The 21,449-nt window shown below is 61.1% G+C and carries 21 protein-coding genes, 4 tRNA genes and 1 pseudogene; 15 read left to right on the forward strand and 11 right to left on the reverse strand.

Annotation, left to right across the window (positions count from 1 at the left end; translation table 11 throughout):
* Positions 1-75: 75 nt before the first annotated feature.
* The 8 genes from ACL9RI_RS05320 to ACL9RI_RS05355 all read left to right on the forward strand — a co-directional run bounded on the left by ACL9RI_RS05320 (position 76) and on the right by ACL9RI_RS05355 (position 6,112).
* Positions 76-999 (forward strand): LysR family transcriptional regulator, encoded by a 924-nt coding sequence (locus ACL9RI_RS05320; protein ID WP_422725537.1) that lies wholly within the window; start codon positions 76-78, stop codon positions 997-999.
* A gap of 84 nt (positions 1,000-1,083) precedes the next feature.
* A complete protein-coding gene (locus tag ACL9RI_RS05325) occupies positions 1,084-2,052 on the forward strand; it encodes an IS1595 family transposase (RefSeq protein ID WP_422725538.1) in 969 nt (322 codons plus the stop codon).
* 144 nt (positions 2,053-2,196) lie between these two features.
* Positions 2,197-2,580 (forward strand): LiaF transmembrane domain-containing protein, encoded by a 384-nt coding sequence (locus ACL9RI_RS05330; RefSeq protein WP_422725539.1) that lies wholly within the window; start codon positions 2,197-2,199, stop codon positions 2,578-2,580.
* The gene (locus ACL9RI_RS05335) at positions 2,570-3,382 is read left to right on the forward strand and encodes a LiaI-LiaF-like domain-containing protein (RefSeq protein ID WP_422725540.1); all 813 of its coding nucleotides are present in this window, start codon (positions 2,570-2,572) and stop codon (positions 3,380-3,382) included. Before ACL9RI_RS05330 ends, ACL9RI_RS05335 begins: the two co-directional genes overlap by 11 nt.
* An 8-nt stretch (positions 3,383-3,390) precedes the next feature.
* Complete coding sequence (locus ACL9RI_RS05340; RefSeq protein ID WP_422725541.1) at positions 3,391-4,464, forward strand: sensor histidine kinase; 1,074 nt, start codon at positions 3,391-3,393, stop codon at positions 4,462-4,464.
* A 26-nt stretch (positions 4,465-4,490) separates the two neighbouring features.
* Entirely contained in the window at positions 4,491-5,219 is a 729-nt protein-coding gene (locus tag ACL9RI_RS05345; RefSeq protein ID WP_422725732.1) for a LytR/AlgR family response regulator transcription factor, read from the forward strand.
* Between the two features lie 94 nt (positions 5,220-5,313).
* Positions 5,314-5,694, forward strand: coding sequence for a type II toxin-antitoxin system RelE/ParE family toxin (locus tag ACL9RI_RS05350; protein ID WP_422725542.1), 381 nt, complete (start codon positions 5,314-5,316; stop codon positions 5,692-5,694).
* Positions 5,695-5,713: 19 nt separating this feature from the next.
* A complete protein-coding gene (locus ACL9RI_RS05355) occupies positions 5,714-6,112 on the forward strand; it encodes an XRE family transcriptional regulator (RefSeq protein ID WP_422725543.1) in 399 nt (132 codons plus the stop codon).
* A gap of 25 nt (positions 6,113-6,137) precedes the next feature.
* Here ACL9RI_RS05355 and ACL9RI_RS05360 read toward each other — a convergent pair whose 3' ends face one another.
* Both ACL9RI_RS05360 and ACL9RI_RS05365 read right to left on the reverse strand, forming a co-directional pair.
* Entirely contained in the window at positions 6,138-8,393 is a 2,256-nt protein-coding gene (locus ACL9RI_RS05360) for an ATP-dependent DNA helicase (RefSeq protein WP_422725544.1), read from the reverse strand.
* Positions 8,390-10,048, reverse strand: coding sequence for a VRR-NUC domain-containing protein (locus ACL9RI_RS05365; protein WP_422725545.1), 1,659 nt, complete (start codon positions 10,046-10,048; stop codon positions 8,390-8,392). Before ACL9RI_RS05365 ends, ACL9RI_RS05360 begins: the two co-directional genes overlap by 4 nt.
* Positions 10,049-10,246: 198 nt before the next feature.
* Here ACL9RI_RS05365 and ACL9RI_RS05370 point away from each other — a divergent pair, with 198 nt between their 5' ends.
* Together ACL9RI_RS05370 and ACL9RI_RS05375 are read left to right on the forward strand one after the other, a co-directional pair.
* On the forward strand, positions 10,247-11,470 hold the full coding sequence (locus ACL9RI_RS05370) for an MFS transporter (RefSeq protein ID WP_422725546.1): 1,224 nt from the start codon (positions 10,247-10,249) through the stop codon (positions 11,468-11,470).
* A complete protein-coding gene (locus ACL9RI_RS05375; protein ID WP_422725547.1) occupies positions 11,467-12,090 on the forward strand; it encodes a helix-turn-helix transcriptional regulator in 624 nt (207 codons plus the stop codon). The genes ACL9RI_RS05370 and ACL9RI_RS05375 overlap by 4 nt, the downstream gene beginning before the upstream one ends.
* Before the next feature lie 116 nt (positions 12,091-12,206).
* Here ACL9RI_RS05375 and phaP read toward each other — a convergent pair whose 3' ends face one another.
* From phaP to ACL9RI_RS05395, 4 genes are all read right to left on the reverse strand, one after another.
* Entirely contained in the window at positions 12,207-12,794 is a 588-nt protein-coding gene (gene phaP / locus ACL9RI_RS05380; RefSeq protein ID WP_422725548.1) for a TIGR01841 family phasin, read from the reverse strand.
* Between the two features lie 116 nt (positions 12,795-12,910).
* Complete coding sequence (locus tag ACL9RI_RS05385) at positions 12,911-13,108, reverse strand: hypothetical protein (protein ID WP_422725549.1); 198 nt, start codon at positions 13,106-13,108, stop codon at positions 12,911-12,913.
* Between the two features lie 49 nt (positions 13,109-13,157).
* Complete coding sequence (locus tag ACL9RI_RS05390; RefSeq protein ID WP_422725550.1) at positions 13,158-15,422, reverse strand: ATP-binding protein; 2,265 nt, start codon at positions 15,420-15,422, stop codon at positions 13,158-13,160.
* A 133-nt stretch (positions 15,423-15,555) separates the two neighbouring features.
* Positions 15,556-15,984 carry a winged helix-turn-helix transcriptional regulator gene (locus tag ACL9RI_RS05395; protein WP_422725551.1) on the reverse strand — a complete coding sequence of 143 codons (429 nt, stop codon included), beginning with the start codon at positions 15,982-15,984 and terminating at the stop codon, positions 15,556-15,558.
* Positions 15,985-16,110: 126 nt separating this feature from the next.
* On the opposite strand from ACL9RI_RS05395, the gene ACL9RI_RS05400 reads away from it, so the two are divergent.
* The gene (locus tag ACL9RI_RS05400) at positions 16,111-16,962 is read left to right on the forward strand and encodes an NmrA family NAD(P)-binding protein (protein WP_422725552.1); all 852 of its coding nucleotides are present in this window, start codon (positions 16,111-16,113) and stop codon (positions 16,960-16,962) included.
* A 103-nt stretch (positions 16,963-17,065) separates the two neighbouring features.
* Here the strand turns inward: ACL9RI_RS05400 and ACL9RI_RS05405 are convergent.
* The 3 genes from ACL9RI_RS05405 to ACL9RI_RS05415 form a co-directional block, all read right to left on the reverse strand.
* Positions 17,066-17,150: transfer RNA gene (locus tag ACL9RI_RS05405), tRNA-Leu, on the reverse strand.
* Positions 17,151-17,236: 86 nt separating this feature from the next.
* Positions 17,237-17,321, reverse strand: a tRNA-Leu gene (locus ACL9RI_RS05410).
* A gap of 71 nt (positions 17,322-17,392) precedes the next feature.
* Positions 17,393-17,477 (reverse strand) — tRNA-Leu (locus tag ACL9RI_RS05415).
* Here ACL9RI_RS05415 and ACL9RI_RS05420 point away from each other — a divergent pair.
* A complete protein-coding gene (locus ACL9RI_RS05420) occupies positions 17,448-17,654 on the forward strand; it encodes a hypothetical protein (protein ID WP_422725553.1) in 207 nt (68 codons plus the stop codon). The genes ACL9RI_RS05415 and ACL9RI_RS05420 overlap by 30 nt on opposite strands.
* A 42-nt stretch (positions 17,655-17,696) precedes the next feature.
* Here the strand turns inward: ACL9RI_RS05420 and ACL9RI_RS05425 are convergent, their stop codons facing one another.
* Positions 17,697-17,930, reverse strand: coding sequence for an SDR family oxidoreductase (locus tag ACL9RI_RS05425; protein WP_422725554.1), 234 nt, complete (start codon positions 17,928-17,930; stop codon positions 17,697-17,699).
* Between ACL9RI_RS05425 and ACL9RI_RS05430 the strand changes: the two are divergent.
* A pseudogene (locus tag ACL9RI_RS05430) lies at positions 17,883-18,128 on the forward strand (LysR substrate-binding domain-containing protein); the annotation flags it as partial. The gene ACL9RI_RS05425 and the pseudogene ACL9RI_RS05430 overlap by 48 nt on opposite strands.
* Before the next feature lie 26 nt (positions 18,129-18,154).
* On the forward strand, positions 18,155-18,313 hold the full coding sequence (locus ACL9RI_RS05435; protein ID WP_422725555.1) for a hypothetical protein: 159 nt from the start codon (positions 18,155-18,157) through the stop codon (positions 18,311-18,313).
* Between the two features lie 74 nt (positions 18,314-18,387).
* On the opposite strand, the gene ACL9RI_RS05440 is transcribed toward ACL9RI_RS05435, so the two are convergent.
* Positions 18,388-18,472 (reverse strand) — tRNA-Leu (locus ACL9RI_RS05440).
* A 422-nt stretch (positions 18,473-18,894) separates the two neighbouring features.
* On the opposite strand from ACL9RI_RS05440, the gene rnr reads away from it, so the two are divergent.
* Positions 18,895-21,441, forward strand: a complete 2,547-nt coding sequence (gene rnr, locus ACL9RI_RS05445) for a ribonuclease R (RefSeq protein WP_422725556.1) — start codon at positions 18,895-18,897, stop codon at positions 21,439-21,441.
* Positions 21,442-21,449: the final 8 nt, after the last annotated feature.

Raw genomic sequence — 21,449 nt, forward strand, 5'->3', positions numbered from 1 at the left:
TTGCATGCTGACTAGCCAGGAATCGCTACAATCACTTTCAACTATAAATATCAAATAGGGCGGTACAATGCGTGGATGGACGCACTCAATCACTTGCAGTCATTCGTGCTCTCTGCCGAGACAGGCAGTTTTTCGGCGGCTGCGCGCCGCCTGGGCTTGACGCCGGCGGCCGTCAGCAAGAACGTGGCGCGGCTGGAAACGAGCCTGGGATTGCGTTTGTTCCAGCGCAGTACGCGGCGCCTGACCCTGACGGAAGGCGGCGAGCGTTTCCTGCGCCAGGTAGGCGGCCCGCTGGGCGCCTTGCACGATGCGATCAGCGCAGCGGCGGGCGAGGGCGGGCCGCCGTCCGGCATCCTGAAAATCAGCATGGCGCCCTCGTTTGGTCGCCGTTATGTATTGCCGCTGCTGGGGGAATTCGTCCGGTGCTATCCGGGCATCGTGCCCGACTGCCACCTCGATAACCGTCCCGTGGACCTGGTGGGCGAGGGTTTTGACGCCGCCATCGGTGGCGGCATCGAGCTGACGCCGGGGGTGGTGGCGCGCGAACTGGGCCATGTGTACATCGTCGCCACTGCGTCCCCCGCCTTCATGCAGGATAAAACCATGCCGCGTCATCCGGCTGAACTGGCGCCGTTCGACGGCGTGGTGCGCCGCTCGGCCGGCAGCGGGCGCTTGCGCAGCTGGATCATGCGCGATGGGCACGGCGGCGAAGGCCTGGCCGAATGCCAGCCGCGCGCCATTTTTGACGACCCGGAAGCGATGGCGCAGGCTGCCATCGACGGCATCGGCCTGGCGCTGCTGCCGATGCCGCACGCGCTGCCCCATCTGCGCAGCGGCGCGCTGGTCCGCTTATTGCCAGGCTGGCGCGCCGATTCCGGCCCGCTGTCACTGTACTACCCCAGCAAAAAACTGCTACCCGCCAAGACGCGCGTGTTTGTCGATTTTATCGTCGAGCAGTTCCGTGCGCAGGATTTTGCGGCGTTGATGAAACCCGATTAAGCTGGCTCTGTCCTCATTAAATAGGGGAACCTGCCTGCAAAGCTGAGGTCTGACTGATCAGACCAGCCAAACAGGGAGGCCATCATGTTGCAAGCGCAGTGGCAGGCATTCATCGCGCAGTTCGTGGCATTGTCCCGGCGCCAACGCCTGGGCAGCGTAGAAATGTTGAGCGGCACGCCGCCCGAGCAAGCGGCTGTCGCGCTGATCGAACGCACGGCCCAGGCACGCCTATGTTGCCCGGCGTGCCACTCGCGGCATCTGCACCGGCACGGCCGCGCCAACGATCTGCAGCGTTATCGCTGTGTGCCTTGCGGCAAGACATTCAATGCGCTGACGGGCACGCCCCTGGCGCATCTGCGTCACAAAGCCTTGTGGCTGCAGTATGCCGATTGCCTGTTGAACTCGGATTCTGTGCGCAAGGCTGCGCAGCAACTGGGCATTCACCGCAATACCAGCTTTCGCTGGCGCCACCGTTTTTTAGCATTGGCAAAAACCGACCGCCCGCGCTGCCTGCATGGCATCACCGAGGCCGATGAGCTGTATCTGCTGGAATCGGAGAAAGGGGCGCGGCATTTGCGGCGTCCGGCACGCCGGCGTGGTGGCCATGCCCGCCAACGCGGCATTTCCAGCGAACAGGTCTGCATCCTGGTAGCGCGCGACCGCACCGGACAAACCGTCGACTTCGTCACCGGCAAGGGCCAACTGACGAAGCAGCAACTCCTGCATTGCTTGCCGCCCGTGATCGACAAGGATATTTTGCTGGTGACCGATGGTCATGCGGCGTATGCCGCCTTTGCCCGGGAAACGGGCATCAGCCATCAAGCCGTCAACTTGCGGGCAGGCATCCGCGTACGCGGCGCGGTTCACGTACAGAACGTCAACGCGTATCACAGCCGCTTGCGCGGATGGCTCAGCATCTTTCACGGCGTGGCCACGCGTTATCTGCCCAATTACCTGGGCTGGCGCTGGATACTCGATGCCAGGCGCATCCTGTCCGCTGAAACATTATTGAAGGCAACCTTGGGAGAGTTCCCACATCTGACGGTGACATAGCCTTTTTTTTCGCCACTCGCCGCGCCATCGCCATTCACCGCCGCCTGGCCGCCATTCACCGAACGGTGGTTTCGCCTTGTTTAAAATCCGCGTATCTTTACGTTCAGTCAATTAACAGATGTACTGAGGCATAAAGGGGCTATCGTGAAACCTGAGCAAGCGCATTACCGCCGTACCCAGTTGCTGTGGGGATTGCTGTTGATCGTCATTGGCGCCGTTATCCTGCTGGACCGGCTGGGCATGATCGCCGCGCGCGACTATTATTCGCTTTGGCATTATTGGCCAGCGATCATGGTGCTGTTCGGCATCAACAAATTATTGGCGCCCGTCTCGGCCAGCCAGATATTGAGCGGCCTGTGGCTGATCTTTTTCGCCGCCTGGTGGTATGTCTCGTATGAAGAGTTATGGGGCTTGTCTTTCTATAATAGCTGGGCCGCCTTGCTGATCGCCTGGGGCGTGGGGCTGGTGCTGGAACCGGTCTTGAACAAACATTTTATGGCTTACCGGGAGTCCGAACATGAAAAATAAACCGCCGCTCGATTCTCCTACGCAAATCGTGCTGGGCGTGCTGGTGATCGGGCTGGGCTTGCTATTCCTGCTCGATAACCTGGGCTTTATCAATGTGCGCTACACCTTCCGTTTCTGGCCCACCATCCTGATCATTTTTGGCTTGCTGAAAATTTCGCAGGGCCGCACGCGTTCCGGCTATCTGGTGGGTGGCCTGATGGTGCTGCTGGGCGTGATGTGGACCTTGAAAGCCATGGGCTTTTTCTATGTGAACTGGAGCATGCTGTGGCCGCTGGTGATCATCGCTGTCGGTGTCTCCGTGGTGTCGCGCTCGCTGCCCGGTGGCAGCCAGCGCCGTCGCCGTCGCCGCTTTAGTGCAGACCCTGCCGATCCTGCCGACCAGGCACAGACTGATCGGTTTGCGCAGCCGAGAAACGGCGCCGTCTCGCTGGACAAGACGCCAGCCAGCCATGCAGGCACAGGCGCGTCCGACGAAGACAGCATCATCGAAGTGACCGCCATCCTGGGCGGCTTCGTGCGGCGCGTGTCGTCGCAGCGTTTCCGCGGCGGCGATATCAACGTCATCATGGCCGGTTGTGAAATCGACTTGCGCCAGGCCTCGATCGAAGGCGAAGCCGTGCTGAACGTGTTTGCCATCTGCGGCGGCATCACGATCAAGGTGCCGCCCGACTGGAGCGTGATCTTGCAGGGGACGCCGATACTTGGTGGCTTCGAAGAAAAGACCATCGTGCCGGCCAACCAGGACAAGCGCCTGTACGTGGTGGGCTACGCCATCATGGGCGGCCTGGAAGTGCGCAACTAGGGCGCCGCGTGACAGCAGTATTGTCGAAGCGGCGCAGCGCCGTCGTGCTGGTCCTGGTCTGCATCGCGCTGGGCCTGGTCCTGGCAAGCATGCTGGCCAGGGTGGCAGACATCGTATGGCTGAATGCCGCCTTGCTGCTGGTGCCCGCCACCCTGGTGTATGCGATCGGCACGGGATTTTCCGCGTTTTACCTGTGCCGCGCCTATCCGCTGGCGCAGCGCCGCCCGGCCGCCATTATCGGCGTGATGGCCGTGGCGGCCCTGTTCGCGGGGCTGCTATGGGCGACCCTGCTGCAATTTGTGAACAGCCTGATGCTGTTGCCGGACGTGCACTGGCTGGGCGTGCCGCTCAGCCCATCCTTGCTGGCCTTGTTCTTTGGCCTGGGCGTATTGCTGTATTGCCTGGCCGCCGCCGTGCATTATCTGTTGCTGGAATTTGTGCGCGCCAAGGGCGCCGAGCAGCGGGGGCTGGAAGCGCAGCTGGTGGCGCAGGAAGCGCAATTGCGCATGCTGCGCACGCAGATCGATCCGCACTTCCTGTTCAACAGCCTCAATTCCATCAGTGCGCTGACCTCCATCGATGCGGCGGGCGCGCGTACGATGACGGTGCAGCTGGCCAGTTTCTTTCGCCAGAGCCTGAGCATGGAGGCGCATCAGCACATTGCGCTGGAGCAGGAACTGGCGCTGATCCGTCATTTTCTTGCCATCGAGCAGGTGCGTTTCGGTGAGCGGCTGCAAGTCAGTGAAGAGATCGACCCGCAAGCGCTGCCTTGTTTGTTGCCGCCCATGCTGATACAGCCGCTGGTGGAAAATGCCGTCAAGCACGGCATCTGTGGCTTGACGGAGGGGGGCGTGGTCACGGTCACTGCGCGCCGTGCCGGTAGCTTGCTGCAGATCACGGTGCGTAACCCTGTGGATGCGGAGCAAGGATTGACGCGCGGCAATGGCATGGGCTTGCAGAATGTGCGCCAGCGCCTGGCCGGCGTGTATGGGCACGAAGCCAGCGTGCACTGGGTACGGCAGGATGACTGCTTTGTCGTGACGATATCGATGCCGGCGCAGACCGGCCCCAGCGAGGAATAAGGGAGAACCATACGATGCAAGCAAAGATGCGGGTAGCCATCGTCGATGATGAAATGCTGGCGCGCGGCCTGCTGCGCGAATACCTGGCCCGCCACGATGATATCGAGATCGTGGCCGAATGCGCCAACGGTTTTGAGGCCGTCAAGGCGATTACGGAACTGGCGCCGGAACTGGTGTTTCTCGATATCCAGATGCCGCGCCTGGACGGTTTTGAGGTGGCCGAGCTGGTGGGGACGAAGACGCGTTTCATCTTCGTCACCGCCTACGACCAGTATGCATTAAAAGCGTTCGAGTGCCATGCGCTCGACTACCTGCTGAAACCGTACAGCGAACAGCGCTTCGAACAGGCGCTGGCGCATGCGCGCAGCCATCGGGTACCGGTCGCCAGCGTGGACGCGGTGGTGCGCCAGGCGGCCACGCGTGAAACGCCGCTGGACCGCGTGCTGATACGCGATGGCGCGAAAGTCCATGTGATCGCCAGCGCGAGGATCGATTACATCGAAGCCCAGGACGATTACGTCAGCATCCGCTCGGAAGGCAAGTCCTACCTGAAAAGCCAGCGCCTGTCGGAACTGGAAAGCCAGCTCGACCCGGCCAAATTCCTGCGCGTGCACCGCTCCTATCTGCTCAATATCGAAGGCATCCGCCGCATCGAGGCAGCCACCAAGGATAGCCATGTGGCGATCCTGCACGACGAGACGAGAATTCCCGTGAGCAAGGCGGGATATCAAAAGCTCAAACTATTGGTCAGTTAGCGAGCGTTTTTTATCGCGCCTTGCGCATTTTCCATACCTTGAGCTTGTAATTAGCGCATAATCATCCTAGAGTGATATCATTCGGAGGTGATAAGTGGATGGGCCCAAGAGTTGGCCGGTCACGTTTCACGATGACTTCGATGCAGAGTTCGATGCTTTTCCGCCCGATGTGCAGGATGAGTTGCTGGCAAGCGCCGATGCGCTGTCGAAGCTGGGGCCTGCTGCCGGGCGTCCCTTGGTGGGCAGCTTGAAAAACGCCAGGCATCCGAACATGAAAGAACTGCGCTTCCAGGCCCATCACGGCGCTGAAATATGGCGGGCCGCCTTTGCTTTCGATACCACGCGTGAGGCGGTCATCTTAGTGGCGGCCGCCAAGCAAGGTATCAATGAGGAAAAGTTTTACAGGGATTTGCTGGCCAAGGCGAATCAACGTTATGACCGGCATTTGAACAAGCTGAACGCCATGGCGAAATAACGGTAAAAAGGAGTTGGAAATGGGCAGAAAGCTGGAGGAAGTCATTCATGGTTTGCCTGCTGAACGGCAGGCAAGAATTGCCGCGCTTTCCCAGGAAAAAGTGGCAGAGATGATTGCGCACGCCAGTTCCCTGACGGATTTTCGCAAGGCCGTGGGCAAGACCCAGGCAGAGGTGGCCAGGGAGCTCGGGATTCAACAGCATGCCGTTTCGCAACTTGAAAAACGGTCCGATACTTACGTCTCGACCTTGCGGCGCTTCCTGCAATCGCTGGGCATGACCCTGGAATTGTCGGTGGTGGCGCAAAACGGCGAGCGCATCGAGCTGCGCAATTTTCTGCGCCCGCAAGAGATGGAGGCGGAGGGTGCGGCAGGCAAGAAAACACCGGCCACGGCGGACAAGCCGGCTGCCAAGCAGTAAACTCCTGCGCGTACAGGTGGATCAATTACCGTTCGGCCAGTTGCACATCCCACCAGGTGGGCAGCAGCTGGCGGATTTCCGGCCGCGCAAAGCGGTCGTCGATCAGGTAGACGATGCCTTTGTCGGACTGCGTGCGGATCACGCGGCCGGCCGCCTGCACCACTTTCTGCATGCCCGGATATAAATACGTGTAGTCGTAGCCGGCGCCAAAGATGTGGCCCATGCGCTGGCGTATCTGTTCATTGACAGGATTGATCTGCGGCAAGCCCAACGTGGCGATAAAGGCGCCGATCAGGCGCGCGCCAGGCAAGTCGATGCCTTCGCCAAATGCGCCGCCCAGTACGGCAAAGCCGATGCCACGCGTTTCCAGGCCGAAGCGTCCCAAAAACTGTGTCCGCGCGCCATCGTCCATGCGGCGCGGCTGCAGCCAGATGGGCACGCCGGGAAAATGCTGCGCGAACAGGGCGGCCGTCTTTTCCATGTAGTCAAAACTGCTGAAAAAAGCCAGGTAATTGCCGGGTGCATCGGCATACTGGCGCGCCATCAGTTCGGCGATGGGCAACAGCGAAGCTGCCCGGTGCTGGTAGCGGGTGGAAATCGTGTCGGCCACGCGCACGGCCAGCTGTTCGGCCTGGAATGGCGACTCCACATCGACCCAGGCCGTGCCCTCTGGCATGCCGAGCGTGTCGCTATAGTAATTCCACGGACTCAGGGTGGCGGAAAACAGGGCCGTGCTGCGGCTCGCTTCGAAACGCGATGCCAGGAACGGCGCTGGCACGATGTTGCGGATGCAGACGGTGGAACCGCTGGCCGTCTTGCTGACGTCGAACAGCGAATGGTCGCCAAAGCTTTCGGCCAGCCGGTTCAGCAGCAGCACGTCAAAATAAAAGCGCTGCAGCTCTTCATCGAGCGCGGCCGCGTGCTCGGTCATGTAGTCGCCGAAAGCCGTGGCCACGTTTTGCAGGGCGGCAAAGAATTTTTCCGGCAGGGCAGGGTGGACCAGGTAATCTTCGTCCTGCTCTTTCAGCAGCGCGGTCCACTGGCGCGATACCCGCTCCAGCGGCTTTTTCAATGCTTCCGGCGCGATCTTGCGCAGCATTTTCAGATTGGCCTGCTCCAGTTCAGCCGTGTACATGCCGCGCGTGCGCGCCACCATATTGTGCGCTTCATCGATCAGTACATTGACTTTCCAGTCGTTGGCGACCGTCATGCCGTACAGCATGGCGCTGTGGTCAAAATAATAGTTGTAGTCGCCGATGACGACATCGCTCCAGCGCGCCAGTTCCATGCCCAGGTAATATGGACAGACGTCCAGCTGCAGCGCGATGGCCCGCACGGCTTCCTTGTCGAGTATCAAGCCGCTGGCCAGCGCCGCCGCGCGCGCCAGCGGCAAACGGTCATAAAAGCCACGGGCCAGCGGGCATGATTCACCGTGGCATGCCTTGTCCGGATGCGCGCAGGCGCTGGCCTTGGCGCTCAGTTCCAGCACGCGCAGCGGCAGCAGCGGTGCGCTGTTTTTCACGATGGCGCAGGCGTCGAGCGCCATTTGCCGCCCTGGCACCTTGGCCGCCAAAAAGAATACTTTATCGAGGCCATGCGCAGCCGTGGCCTTGAGCATGGGAAACAGGCTGCCTACCGATTTACCGATGCCGGTCGGCGCCTGTGCCAGCAGGCAGCAGGAGCGGGTGCTGGCCTTGTACATGGCTTCAGCCAGCTGGCGCTGGCCCGGCCTGAAATTGGCATGGGGAAAAGCCATGGCGGTCAATTGTGCATCGCGTGCTTGCCGGTGCGCCATTTCCTGTTCGGCCCATTCCAGGAACAAGCTGCAATGCTGTTCGAAATAAGTACGCAGCGCTTCAGCCGTGCACTCTTCATGCAGTATGGTTTCCTTCTGGCTCACGATATCGAAATACACCAGCGCCACGCGCAGCATGGGCAATTGCAATTGCTGGCACAGCAAATGGCCATAGATGCGTGCCTGTGCCCAGTGCAATTGGCGGTGGTTGGCGGGCATCTTGTCCAGTTCGCCCCGATAGGTCTTGATTTCTTCCAGCTGGCGCCGGGCCGGGTCATAGCCATCGGCGCGGCCCCGCACGTGCAGGGGGCCGAAATCGCCGCTCAGGCTGATTTCGCGCTGGTAATCATCGTTGCGCCGGCCCGTGACGGTGGCGTGGCCGGCAATGCCTTCCTGCGACGTGGGTGACGGAGTGAAACGCAAGTCCAGGTCGCCGACCTTGGCGGTGAACTCGCACAGTGCCCGTACGGCAACGGTATAGCTCATGGCTGCGCGTCCTGCCATTGCAGGTAGCACACGCTGACCGGCATGGCGTGCTGGGCGCAATAGTCTATCCAGCGCTGCTGGTTGTCTTGCAGGCGGTCGCCCGGACCCTTGACTTCGATCATGCGGTAGCGCCGCTCGGCCGGCCAGAATTGGATCAGGTCGGGCAAGCCGCTGCGGTTGCTTTTGATGTCGAGCAAGATACGTTCAAACGCCTTTTTCAAATGCTGGGCGGGGATGCAAGTCAGGGCCAGTTCCAGCAAGCCATCGTCGAGCACTTCCCAACTGACGAATGGCGAGACGATGCCGGCCTTGGCAGCGTAGGTGGCGCGTATCGTTGCCTGGTAGTCACCGCTATCGAGCTGCGCCAGGCAAGCCTGGAAATCGCCGCTGCGGCGCGGATAAAAGTCGGCGCTGTGCAAGTCGGCCGGCCCCCGGTGAAACGGGTGGAAAAAGGCGCCCGGGATCGCCTTGAAGATGGCATGCCAGCACAGCAAGCCAAACAGCGAATTGAGCAGGGTATTTTCCACGTAATACACGGGCGCATCGTCTTGCGCCAGGTGCTGCTGCACCACGGCTTCCACATAACACGCTTGCTGGGGCGGCGGCAGCAGCAAGTCGATGCGCACCGCTTGCGCGGCCGCTACGGCTGGCTGCTTCGGCTGGCCCAGGGTGCGCCGCAAACGGGGCGCCATGCGCAGCAGCAACTGGCGTTCCGCCTCGCTTTCCGGCGCTTGCAATGCTATCGTCAGCCTGTCATACGCTGCTTGTGGCTGCGCATCTTTTTCCAGCACGCGGATGGCGCGGGCGCGGGCGCCGGGATAACGGCAATCGGCGTAGGCGCGGTAGGCGGTGATCCAGTCCTGGCATTTTTCCAGGTGCTGGCCGATCTGGAATTGCAGTTTTTCGCGGCGGCTGGCCAGCCAGGAATTGTGTGCATCGCGCTTTGCCAGCGACGCCAGCTGCTGCAACACGTCGACGGCTTCTTCGCCCTCGTTGAAACGCTCGCGGCACTGGTGCAGCACTTCGTAGTGCTCGATATCCTGGCGCGTGCCGAAACCGCGCGACTGGCTGGAAAATTCCACCTTTTCGTAGTGGTACACGCCCAGGTCGGACAACACGAATTCCGACCAGTCCTGGTGGTAGTTGCCAAAATAAATCAGGCGTAGCCGGTCGCACAGGTCTTGATTGTTGATGCGGTACAGCACGTCATCGGAGGTAGGATGCCAGGCCGAGAAGGCTTGCTCCTGCGGATATTGCTCGCGCAGCGCTGCCAGCTGCTCCGCCTTGCGCGCCGCTTTCAAGGGAGCGGCAAGCTGGAATGCCTGGCTGATTTCGGCTTTCAGCAGCAGTTCGAACAAGGCATCGAGCGAAATGGCGGGGTCCGGTTCCACCCATTGCAGCGCCAGCAAGGGCAGAGCGGCGGCGCGCGTGTCGCCAATTTCCTCGTAGTTGAGCTTGCTTGCGCGGAACAAACAGCCCTTGCGCATCACCAGCCGCACGAACAGCGCGCGCGAAGCCAGCGGCAATAATGCGAACTGGCGAATGAAGCGCGTTTCTTCAGGGCTCAGCAAATCGGCGTAGCGTTCGCTGATCCAGTTCAGCACGCCCTGGAAATTGTCCAGATAGTACAGGGGATTTTCCAGAACTCTCAACATGGTGACGATAGGGCAACTCTGAATGGATAAAGATTTTACTGTGTTTATATACAGTTTAAACCTTCGCCCGCTGCTTGCCCAGCGATTTCCTCTTTCTGACCTGTCTGCACACATAAATAAACATTTTAGTTTACTTATATCGTGCTCGAGCGTATAGTTTTTCCATACACACATTATCAAGACCTACACCGAGGCTGCATGAAAAATATCGTCCTGATCACCGCCGCCTGTTTGCTGGGGCTGCTTTCCACCATCGGCGCCTCCCTGCCTTACCCGATCTTGCCACCGCTATTCGCGGCCGAAGCGGCAAATAATTTCAACCACTTCCTGGGCTTGCCGTCCAAATTGCTGTTCGGCCTGGCGCTGACCATCAATCCGCTGGGCCTGCTGATCGGTTCCGCCGTGCTGGGCCCGCTGTCCGACCGCTATGGCCGCCGCCCGTTGCTGATGTATACGGCGCTGGGCGCCGCGCTCGGCCATGCGATTACGGCCTGGGCGCTGCTGATCCAGTCGTACCCGCTGTTTATCGTCGCCCGCTTTATCACTGGCTTGTTGGAAGGTAACAGCTCCGTGGCGCGCGCCATGCTGGCCGACCAGTTGCAGGGTTCCTTGCGCTTGCGCGCCATGTCCTGGCTGAACGGGGCGTTTTACCTGGGCTGGCTGCTGGGGCCGATCCTGGCGGGGGCCACCCTGGCCTGGGGCATCACCGTGCCATTCTGGATTGCGGCGATCGCCTTGCTGCTGGTGGTGCCGCTGGTGGCCATCGCCCTGCCGCGTGAAGCGCCATCGCTGCTGACCACCTCGTGGTGGCAGGTAGCGCGCGACCGCCATTCCTTGAACCTGCTGCGTCACGAGCAATTGCGCACCCTGTTCATCGTGCAGCTGGCGCTGACCTGCGGCGTGGCCAGTTTTTACGAGTTCTATCCGCTGTGGCTGGTTGAAATGGCCGGCTACAATGCGCAGGCGATTTCCTGGGTGAATGTGGGCCTGTGCGGCACGATGACCATCACTTCGCTGCTGACGGGCGGGCCGAACAAGCTGCCACCGCTGCTGCGCGCCAGCTGGTATGCCTGCGGCGTGGCCCTGGCGGTGGGGACCTTGGCGGTGGGTAATATCTGGGTGGGCATCGCTGCCATCGTGCTGTTCGGCATCCCGAATGCCTTGTACAACACGGTGATCCAGGGCTGGTGCGCCGAGCGCTTCAGCGCGCACGGGCAGGGCGCCGTGATGGGCTTGCTGGCCACTACCTTTTGCATCGCCAATATCGTGGTGGCGCTAACGGGGTCCGTACTGATATTGATCGATACGCGCCTGATCCTGGTCGCTGGCGCCTGCAGCGGCGCCTGGGCAGCCTGGCGCCTGAACGCCTGGCGCCGCGAGCTGGCGGCCAGCGATCCCGTTGCCACCGGGGCCGCTGCATGAATACCTTTGAACACACCTTGTTCCTGCTGAAGATGCGCGGCCCGCAAACGGCGCAGCAACTGGCGGCCCTGCTCGACATCACCTCGATGGGCGTGCGGCGCCAGCTGGAGGCGGCGCAAGAGAAGGGCTTGCTGAATTATGAGGACGTGGCCGACAAGGTGGGCCGGCCGTCGCGGCGCTGGCAATTGAGCGAGGCGGGCCATGCGCGTTTTCCCGACCGCCATGCCGACCTGACGCTGGAATTGATCGCGCAAGTGAAAACGCTGTTTGGCGAGGCGGGTCTCGACAAGCTGATCGCCGCCCGTGAACAGAGCAGCGAAGCGGCTTACCGCAAGCTGGTCGATGGCGACAGCGACTTATTGCGGCGCGTCAATGCACTGGCCCTGGTCCGTGATGGGGAAGGCTATATGGCCAATGCGGAAGTGCAGGATGACGGCAGCATGCTCCTGGTGGAAAACCATTGCCCGATCTGCGCGGCGGCCACCGCCTGCCAGAATTTCTGCCGTTCGGAACTGGCGATTTTCCAGCGGGTGCTGGGGGAGGGTTGTACGGTGGAGCGCAGCGAGCATGTGCTCGATGGGGGGAGACGGTGTGTTTACAAGATACGGCCGGTGAAATGATGGTGAGCTTGATTTAGACCGCTGGCAAGAAACTGGGGTCAGACCCGGCGGGGGGATATGTTCCAGTGAAACATATTCCGATCCCGAAGGGACTGACCCCGGATTTTTTTGGGTAACTATTTCTTGGCAGCCTTGGGCTTCGCAGCCGGTTTTGCCTCTGTCGCTTTTTCCGACGCCTGCGCCACCTGCGCCGAGGCGCGGGCGATTTGTTCTTCCACCGTTTTGACGGCTTGTCTGGTGGCCTTGGTCACTTGCTCGTAGCCGAGAAAGGCGTTGTCGATGGCGGCCTTGACGATGGCGACGGCGTTTTCCGAGCCGGGCGGCACGTTTTTCGTCACGTCGTAGATCAGCGCGCTCAAATTGCTTTTCGCTTCAGCCACGTGGGCTTCGGCGGCGGTGGTGAATTCCGTATGGATTTCCTTGATGATATCGTCGAGCTGCTGCTTGTAGGCTTTCGCGCCCGCCACGCCTGGTTGCAACTGGGCGGCAGCGGCTGCCACGGCCGCTTTCGGGTCCTTGGCCTGGCTGATTTCCTTGCCGGCCGCGATGCCGTCTTCGATGCCGGATTTGGCGGTGGCCATGTTCAGCGCCAGTACCTGTTCCACGCCTTGCACCGCCTTGGTGGTCAGGGTATTGAAGGTCATCAGCTGGAATTCAAACAGGGCCTTGGTGGCCGTGGCGAATTGTTCGGGATTGGTAAACATGTGGTCTCCTCGGTTTGAATAGATACTTGTTATCTTTCATACTTGTTCGACGCTGCCGCATTACCAGCCGCCAGCGCTTAAGGTCAAGCCGGTTGCCCCGTGTTGTTATGCCCCCATTATTTAACAGGCGCCGGTTTTTCGCAACGGCTATCTTTGTAGGGGCCGGAAGCCAGTTCCCAGCCAAATCCCAGGGTGGACTGGGCGCACGACAGGGTGCCGTCGACCTTGCTGCGCCATTTGTACCAGGGGGCCGGTTCGGCCGGGGCGCTGGCGCAGGCGGCCAGCAGGGCGATGGCGATACAGTATTTCATCATGTGCGGAATCCTCCAGGAATGCGTGCGCATATTGTAGCGCTACCCGCGTTCAGGAGTCGGCCGGCTGGGGCGCCACGGCGGGCAGCTGCAGGGTGAAGGTGGCGCCGCCGCCGGCATCGCTGGTAGCGTCGATATGTCCGCCCAGCACGCCGGTGACGATGTTGTGCGCCACGTGCAAGCCCAGGCCCGAGTTGCCGGAACCGAGTTTGGTGGTGAAGAAGGGGTCGTAGATATGCGGCAGGTCGTGGCTGCTGATGCCCGCGCCATTGTCGGATACCGAGATGGTGATCGTCTGCCCATCGCCGCTGGCGCGGGCAGCGATCCCGATGCTGTTTTCAGCGCCGCCGTGGCGGCCGTCGAATGCATGGCGCAAACAGTTTTCCAGCAGATTGGCCAGCACCTGCCCCAGGGGGCCCGGATAACTGTCCATGGCCAAGTCGTCCGGCACATCCTGGAGCAGGCTGACGCCGGCCTCTTTCAGTTGCGCCGACATGGGCACGACCTGTTCGGCGATGAACTGGCGCAGCGGAAACTGGCGCCGTTGCGAGCGGGTGCGGTCCACGGCGATCTGCTTGAAGCCCGAGACCAGGTCGGCCGCCCGCTGCAGGTTGCGCAGCATGATGGCGTCCGCCTCGCTGGCCTGCCCCAGGTAGGTGTCCAGCTCCGATCTGCGCAAGCCGTCCTGCAGGCCGGCCTGGATGGCGCGCGTGTTTTCGGCCATGGTGGTGGCCACTACCAGGCTGTTGCCGATCGGCGTATTGAGTTCATGCGCGATGCCGGCCACTAGCGCGCCCAGCGCGGCCAGCTTGTCGCGGCGTACCAGTTCGGCTTGCGTGATGGACAGGTTTTCCAGTGCGGCCGCCAGTTCGCGGTTGGCTTGCTCCGACTGTTGATTGGCCAGCGTGAGGGCGGCCGTGCGCTCGGCCACCAGGTCTTCCAGGTGGGTGCGGTGGCGCTGCAGTTCGCGTTCATGGCGCATGCGGCTGATCGCGATGCCGGCCATGTCGGTCGCCGCGTCGATCAGGCTCAGGTCTTGCGCGTTCGGGCTGCGCACTTCGCGGTAATACATGGCGAACGAGCCCAGCACGATTCCATCCTGGCTGAAGATGGGGCGCGACCAGCAGGCGCGCAGGCCGAATTGCGCCGCCAGTTCGCGGTAGGGCGCCCATAGCGGATCGTGCATGATGTCGCTGACGACCACGGATTCGCGACGGAACATGGCGGTGCCGCAGGAGCCCACGCCGGGGCCGATTTCCGCGCCTTCCAGCAAGGCCATGTAGTCGGGCGGCAAGCTGGGGCCGGACGCGCTGTGCATGTGCAGCCCATCGTCGTCGAGCAGCATGATGGAACAATACACGCCGCGCGACTGGCCTTCGATCAGCAGCAGCAGGCGGTCCAGGGTGGGAATCAGTGGCGCGCCCTTGGCGACCATTTCCAGCAGTGCATTCTGTCCCGCGCGCAAGGCTTCGGCCAGGTTGCGTTCGGTTAAGTCGATCACGCGTGCATGCACCAGCTGGCGGCCCGGCACGGCCAGGCGCATCAGGCGGATTTCGCAGGCGATCGGGTGCTGGTCGCGATGGCGGCAGATGGCGCGGAAAGCCGCAATCCGGCCCTGCAGGGTGGCGTCGATCTTTTCTTGCAGCAATTGCATCGACGGCAGGCCATCGGCCTGTGTATCGGGAAACAGCGGTCGCAGGCCACCCTGCAGCAGCGCTGCCTGCGGCAGGCCGAACAGCTCTTCGGCCAGATGGTTGGCGTCGATCAGCACGTCGTTGTCGATGTCGAACAGCAGCACGGCGTCGGGCGAGCCGGCCAGGATGGAGTGGTAATTGACTTCCAGCGTTTGCGGATGCAGGGGCCGTGGCGGCGCGATATCGGCGGCGAAGGAGGTCTCTGCCTGCGCATCTGCTGCCTCGGCTTTATACAGCGCCAGTTCCATGAGGATTTTTTCCGCCACGTCGCGCGCATCGAAGGGCATCTTGATGTAGTCGCTGGCGCCGGCGCCCACGCTGCGGCCTTGCTCATCGGCACTAGGCGTGGCCGACATCAGCAGCAAGGGCACGCCATGGCGTCCGCCGGCATTGCGCAAGCGCATGCAGGTGGCGCCGATATTCGTGCCGGCCAGCGCCGTGTCGAGCAAAATCAGGTCGGTGCCGCCGGCAGCCAGTTGCACGCCCTCATCGATATCGCCAGCCACGCCCGTGCCCAGGTTATGCCGGTCCAGCATGTACAGCAGTTCGCGCACATCATTCGTCGCATTGCTGACCAGCAGCACCTTGGCCCGGTCAGTGAGAGAGGAAATCAACTGATTCATGGCATTGCACCCCTTATGCCTGTCTGCAGATCCGCTACTGATGGTAAAACTGTGAAACCGTGGAGCTGATATTACAGCAAGGTAAGGAAAAGTAAGTGATGAGTGTGGCTATTATTGATTACAAGTAATACGTTCAAGCAACCTTGGGCAGGTCGCCAGCAGCCTGGACCTCTGCCCGGGCCTGTTCGATGCGTGGGTAATTATCCTCTATCCAGTCGACCAGCACCGCCAGCCGTTCGGCCGCTTCGCGTCCCAGCGGCGTCAGGCTGTATTCGACTTTCGGCGGGATCACCAGATACGCCTGGCGCAGCACGAAACCGTCGCTGACCAGGGCGTCCAGCGTCTGCGCCAGCATTTTTTCACTGACGCCGCCCACTTCGCGGCGCAATTCGCTGAAACGGCGGGTGCCGCTCAGCAGCAGTACTTGCACCAGCACCGCCCAGCGGCTGGTCAGATGGCTGAGCACGGCGCGGGAAGGGCAGGCGGCCGCCATCAATTGCGCGCCCTGGGTTTGGCGGGTCAGGGCGGCGCGCAGGCTGGCGCCGGGTGTATCGATGTCCATGATAGGGTTCCTTGGGGCGTCTGTCTTTATACGGTTATCTTCATACTTACAAAAAGGTACGTACTTACAATTCGAAAGTAATAGCCTTATTATAGATCCACATCACCCACCTTCAAAGGAAAAATCATGATCGTCATTACCGGCGCCACAGGCAACCTGGGCCAGCTCGTCATCGCCAACCTGCTGAAAACCGTACCTGCAGGCAATATCATCGCCGCCGTGCGCAATCCGGCCAAGGCTGCCAGCCTGGCTGCGCAAGGCGTGCAAGTGCGCCAGGCCGATTACAACGATGGCGCCAGCCTGGACGCCGCCTTCCAGGGCGCCACCAAAATCCTCCTGATTTCATCGAGCGAAGTCGGCCAGCGCGCCACGCAGCACCAGAACGTGATCGATGCGGCCAAGGGCGCCGGCGTCAGCCTGCTGGCCTACACCAGCTTGCTGCGCGCGGACAGCACGCCACTGGGCCTGGCAACCGAACATGTCGCGACTGAAAAAGCCATTCGTGCCTCGGGCTTGCCATCGAGTATCTTGCGCAACGGCTGGTACCTGGAAAACCATGTGGAACACCTGGCGCCCGTGCTGGAGCATGGCGTAGTGCTGGGCGCGGCCCAGCAAGGACGTTTTTCGTCGGCTGCGCGCGACGATTATGCGGCGGCCGCTGCTGCCGTGCTGACCGCCGATGCGCCGCACGCCGTGTATGAGCTGGCGGGCGACAGCGGTTTTACCCTGAGTGAATATGCAGCCGAAGTGGCGCGCCAGTCGGGCAAGGCCATCGTGTATAAGGATTTGCCGCAGGCGGACTTCAAGGCGGCGCTGGTTGGCGTGGGCGTGCCAGAAGGTTTCGCCGATCTGCTGTCGGACTCCGATGCAGGCGCGGCCAAGGGCGCTCTGGAAGAGCATGGCAAGCAATTGAGCGCACTGATCAAACGTCCGACGCGGACCCTGGCCGAAGCGGTCAAGGCGGCATTGGCCAAGTAAGGCAAGAGGTGAGGGTGGCGCTACGGCGCCATCGCTATTTGCAGCAAGAATGAAAAAAGCCGCAAACTCGTGAAAGTTTGCGGCTTTTTTGCGAATTCGGTAATGGTGCCCACGGAGGGACTCGAACCCCCACACCCAAAGGCACATGGACCTGAACCATGCGCGTCTACCAATTCCGCCACGTGGGCATTGATGCTGCTATTTTTATTGCGGTACTGCTGTTACTACATACTGTTACTGCGGACTACAACGATCAACAATCCGTTGCTGGTAGTGGTGCCCACGGAGGGACTCGAACCCCCACACCCGAAGGCACATGGACCTGAACCATGCGCGTCTACCAATTCCGCCACGTGGGCATTGTTACTACTGGTTTACTGCTTACTACAATTACTGCGGACTACAACGATCAACAACTCGTCGCTGGTAGTGGTGCCCACGGAGGGACTCGAACCCCCACACCCGAAGGCACATGGACCTGAACCATGCGCGTCTACCAATTCCGCCACGTGGGCATTGTTACTGCTTGCTACTGTTTGCTGCTTCTTGCTTTACGCTGCGTGTTCTGCAGCGAGGACAAAATCATAAGGGGTGGCGGGCATTCGGTCAATGAGGATTTGGATATTTTCTTCAAGAAAGTCCGTTTTCAGCTGAAAAAAGCCGGTTTGCCCATTTTTATGGCAGGGTTTTAACGGTTTTTCGGCTTTGGGGACTGTGCGCGCCACCCCTGCGCATTAGATCTGCGTCAGTCCGCCGTCGACCACCAGCTCGGCGCCCGTCATATGGGATGAATCGTCACTGGTCAGGAATAGCGCTGCCTTGGCGACTTCGCAGGCGTTGCCGAAGCGCCGCAGCGGTACGTGCGCTTCGATACCGGCCGCGGCCGCGCTCAGTTGTGCCTCCGGCAGGCCCAGCTTGCCATGGAAGCCGGTGCTGACCGGGCCGGGGTTGACGGCATTGCCGTGCATCGCTTGAGGCACTTTAAAACTGGCAATTCAAGAGCGTCGCTGACGGTCACGGTGCCGCCCGCTTTTGCGGACAAGTGGCTGCTGAAGCGGCTGGAGCGTTTCCAGGGGCGCCATCCCGGGATCGATATCGTGCTGGAAACAGATGGGCGCCTGGTCAATTTCGACACTGGCCGGGTCGATCTCGGCATCCGTTTTGGCGGCGGGCGCAGGGACGCAGTTCCCTGGTGGCCGATGATTTGCTGGCAGGGAGGATCGTGCGGCCATTTTGCGAGGCGCAAGGCTACGATTTTGCGTACTACATCGTTTGCAGGCCAGGCATGGAAAGCCGCCCGGAAATGGCGGCCTTCAGGGAGTGGCTGCTGGACGAAGCCGGCACGCAATAGTGCGAGAGGAGGGAGTGAGAATGAAAAAAGCCGCAAACTCGTGAAAGTTTGCGGCTTTTTTGCGAATTCGATAATGGTGCCCACGGAGGGACTCGAACCCCCACACCCAAAGGCACATGGACCTGAACCATGCGCGTCTACCAATTCCGCCACGTGGGCACTGATGCTGCAACTACATATTACGGCAACTCTGCTATTATAGCGACTTGAAGAGTTTTGCGCCAGATGAACTTTCGTTCCATACTGCACATCAACCCTGTACCGCTATCCTGCAACTGCACACCGATGAAGGTTTGTCGCTGCAAGAGACCAAGATTATAGAGCAATATTTGTCGAAGTCAAATGCCTTGCGCACCTTTTTCACTTTTTTTCATCGACGGCCTGACGGGCCTGTTTCAAACTCGCTCAACGAGCCGCTTACGCCACACAAGAAGACACTGTCCGTTAGGCAAACCGGGGCTGACTCCGGTACACTAGCGGGTATCGCCGTGTCAATATTGACTATTGACGGTGATGTCATCGGCCTGTCTCTCGTTTGATCACCGTTTGATCACTGTCAATAACAAACTATAGAAATACTTTTGAGCCAAAATACCCACACCATCCCCAGCCGGGAGGACATTCTCGGCATATTCCGCAGCGTCAACGCGCCTCTCGATCCGCAGTCACTCGGGAAAACGCTGCAAGTGCATGCCGATTCCATGGATGTCCTGCTGCGTCGCCTGAAGGCGATGGAGCGCGACGGACAGCTCAAGTCTGACGCCAGCGGGATCTTCGTGCTGGCCGACCAGAGTTCGCTCGTCGCCGGCCGGGTCACCAGCCACCGCGATGGCTTCGGTTTCGTGATTCCCGACGACGCCAGCGCCGACCTGTTCCTGCCTGAAAAGGAAATGCAGAAAGTGCTGCATGGCGACAAGGTCATGGCCCGCATCGTGGGCACGGACCGCCGTGGCCGCCCGGAAGGCACCATCGTGGAAGTCACGCACCGCGCCAACACTCACGTGATTGGCCGGCTGATCCAGGAAAACGGCACCTGGGTGGTGGCGCCGGAAGACCAGCGCATCGGCCAGGACATCCTGGTGGCCGGTTCGGTCGGCAAGGCCAAGGCAGGGCAGATCGTCAGCGTCGAGCTGACCGAGCAGCCGATGCGCTTCAAGCAGCCGGTCGGCAAGATCGTCGAAGTGCTCGGTGCACTCGATGACCCCGGCATGGAAATCGAGATTGCCGTGCGCAAATTCGGCGTGCCGCACATCTTTTCCGCCGCCGCCCTGAAGCAGGCTGAAAAACTGCCGTTCGAAGTGCGTGCAGCCGACCTGAAAGACCGGGTCGACCTGCGCGACGTGCCGCTGGTCACCATCGATGGCGAAGATGCGCGCGATTTCGACGATGCCGTGTATTGCGAGCCGGTCAAGGTTGGCCGCGCCAACTGCTTCCGCCTGATCGTGGCGATTGCCGATGTCAGCCACTATGTGAAACCGAACGATGCGCTCGACGGCGACGCGCTGCAGCGCAGCACCTCCGTCTACTTCCCGCGCCGGGTGATCCCGATGCTGCCGGAAAAACTGTCGAATGGCCTGTGTTCGTTGAATCCGGCCGTCGACCGTTTGACCCTGGTGTGCGACGCCGTCGTCAGCGACAAGGGCGAACTGAAGGCTTACCAGTTCTACCCGGCCGTGATCCATTCGGCTGCGCGCCTGACGTATGACGAAGTCGCTGCCGTGCTGGGCAATACCAAGGGCCCGGAAGCGGCCCGCCGCGCCGACATTTTGCCGCACCTGCAAAACCTGGAACGGGTCTATCGCGCCTTGCTGAAAGCACGCACGGAGCGGGGCGCCATCGATTTCGAGACCACCGAAACGTATATCGTCTGCAATGCGGCCGGCAAGATCGAAAAGATCATCCCGCGCACGCGCAACGAAGCGCACAAGATCATCGAAGAGTGCATGCTGGCGGCCAACGTCTGCGCCGCCGATTTGTTGCTGCGTAACAAGCATCCCGGCACCTACCGCATCCACGCCAGCCCGACCAAGGAAAAGCTCACGCAAGTGCGCACCTTCCTGAAGCAGGTGGGCCTGAACCTGACGGGCGGCGATACGCCATCGGCATCGGACTACGCGACCCTGATGCAGCAAATCAAGCTGCGTCCCGACGCGGCGCTGCTGCAAACGATGCTGCTGCGCTCGATGCAGCAAGCCGTCTACAGCCCGGACAATATCGGCCATTTCGGCCTGGCGTATGAGGCCTATGCCCACTTCACCAGCCCGATCCGCCGCTACCCGGACTTGCTGACGCACCGCGCCATCAAGGCCATCTTGCAAGGCAAGAAATACGAGCCGATGCTGTCCGATACCAGTGTACTGAACACGAACGTATCGAACGCCACGCGCAAGCAGCAGGCGCGCGACAAGGCCGAGGGCAAGCCGAAGAAAGCCGATCCGACCATCTGGGATGCGCTGGGCGTGCATTGCTCGGCCAACGAACGCCGCGCCGACGAAGCGTCGCGCGATGTCGAAGCCTGGCTCAAGTGCTACTTCATGCAGGACAAGCTGGGCGAGCAATTCACCGGCACCATCACCGGCGTGACCACGTTCGGCGTGTTCGTGCAGCTCGACACCCTGTTCGTCGAAGGCCTGGTGCATGTCACCGAACTGGGCACCGATTACTTCCAGTACGACGATGCGCGCCACGAATTGCGCGGCGAACGCACGGGCAAGCGCTATCAGCTGACCGACCGTCTGACGGTGCAGGTGGCGCGGGTGGACCTGGAAACGCGCAAGATCGATCTGCGCCTGGTCACCGACGCCGAACTGGCGGGTGAAGACGTGGCTGCCAAGCCGAACGGCGCCAAGCGCAAGGGCGACAAGAAAACCATGGTCAAGCCAGGTCCGGCGACCGAGCAGCGCCATGAAATCAAGGCCAGCGCCAGCGTGAACCATGGCAGCAATGGCGCCAAGGCGCCGGCCAAGGCCAAGCCGCTTGCCAAGGCTGCGCCGAAGGCTGCCGCGAAAGCCGCTCCCAAGGCGAAAGCCAAGGCTGCGCCCAAACGCAGCAAAACCACCGCCGCGGCGCCTGCTGCTGCGGCGCCACGTGCAGCAAAAACTGTATCAAAAACAAGCAAAAAGAAGTAATCAAGTAG

Source organism: Janthinobacterium sp. Mn2066 (assembly GCF_049319705.1).
Taxonomy (GTDB): Bacteria; Pseudomonadota; Gammaproteobacteria; order Burkholderiales; family Burkholderiaceae_D; genus Janthinobacterium.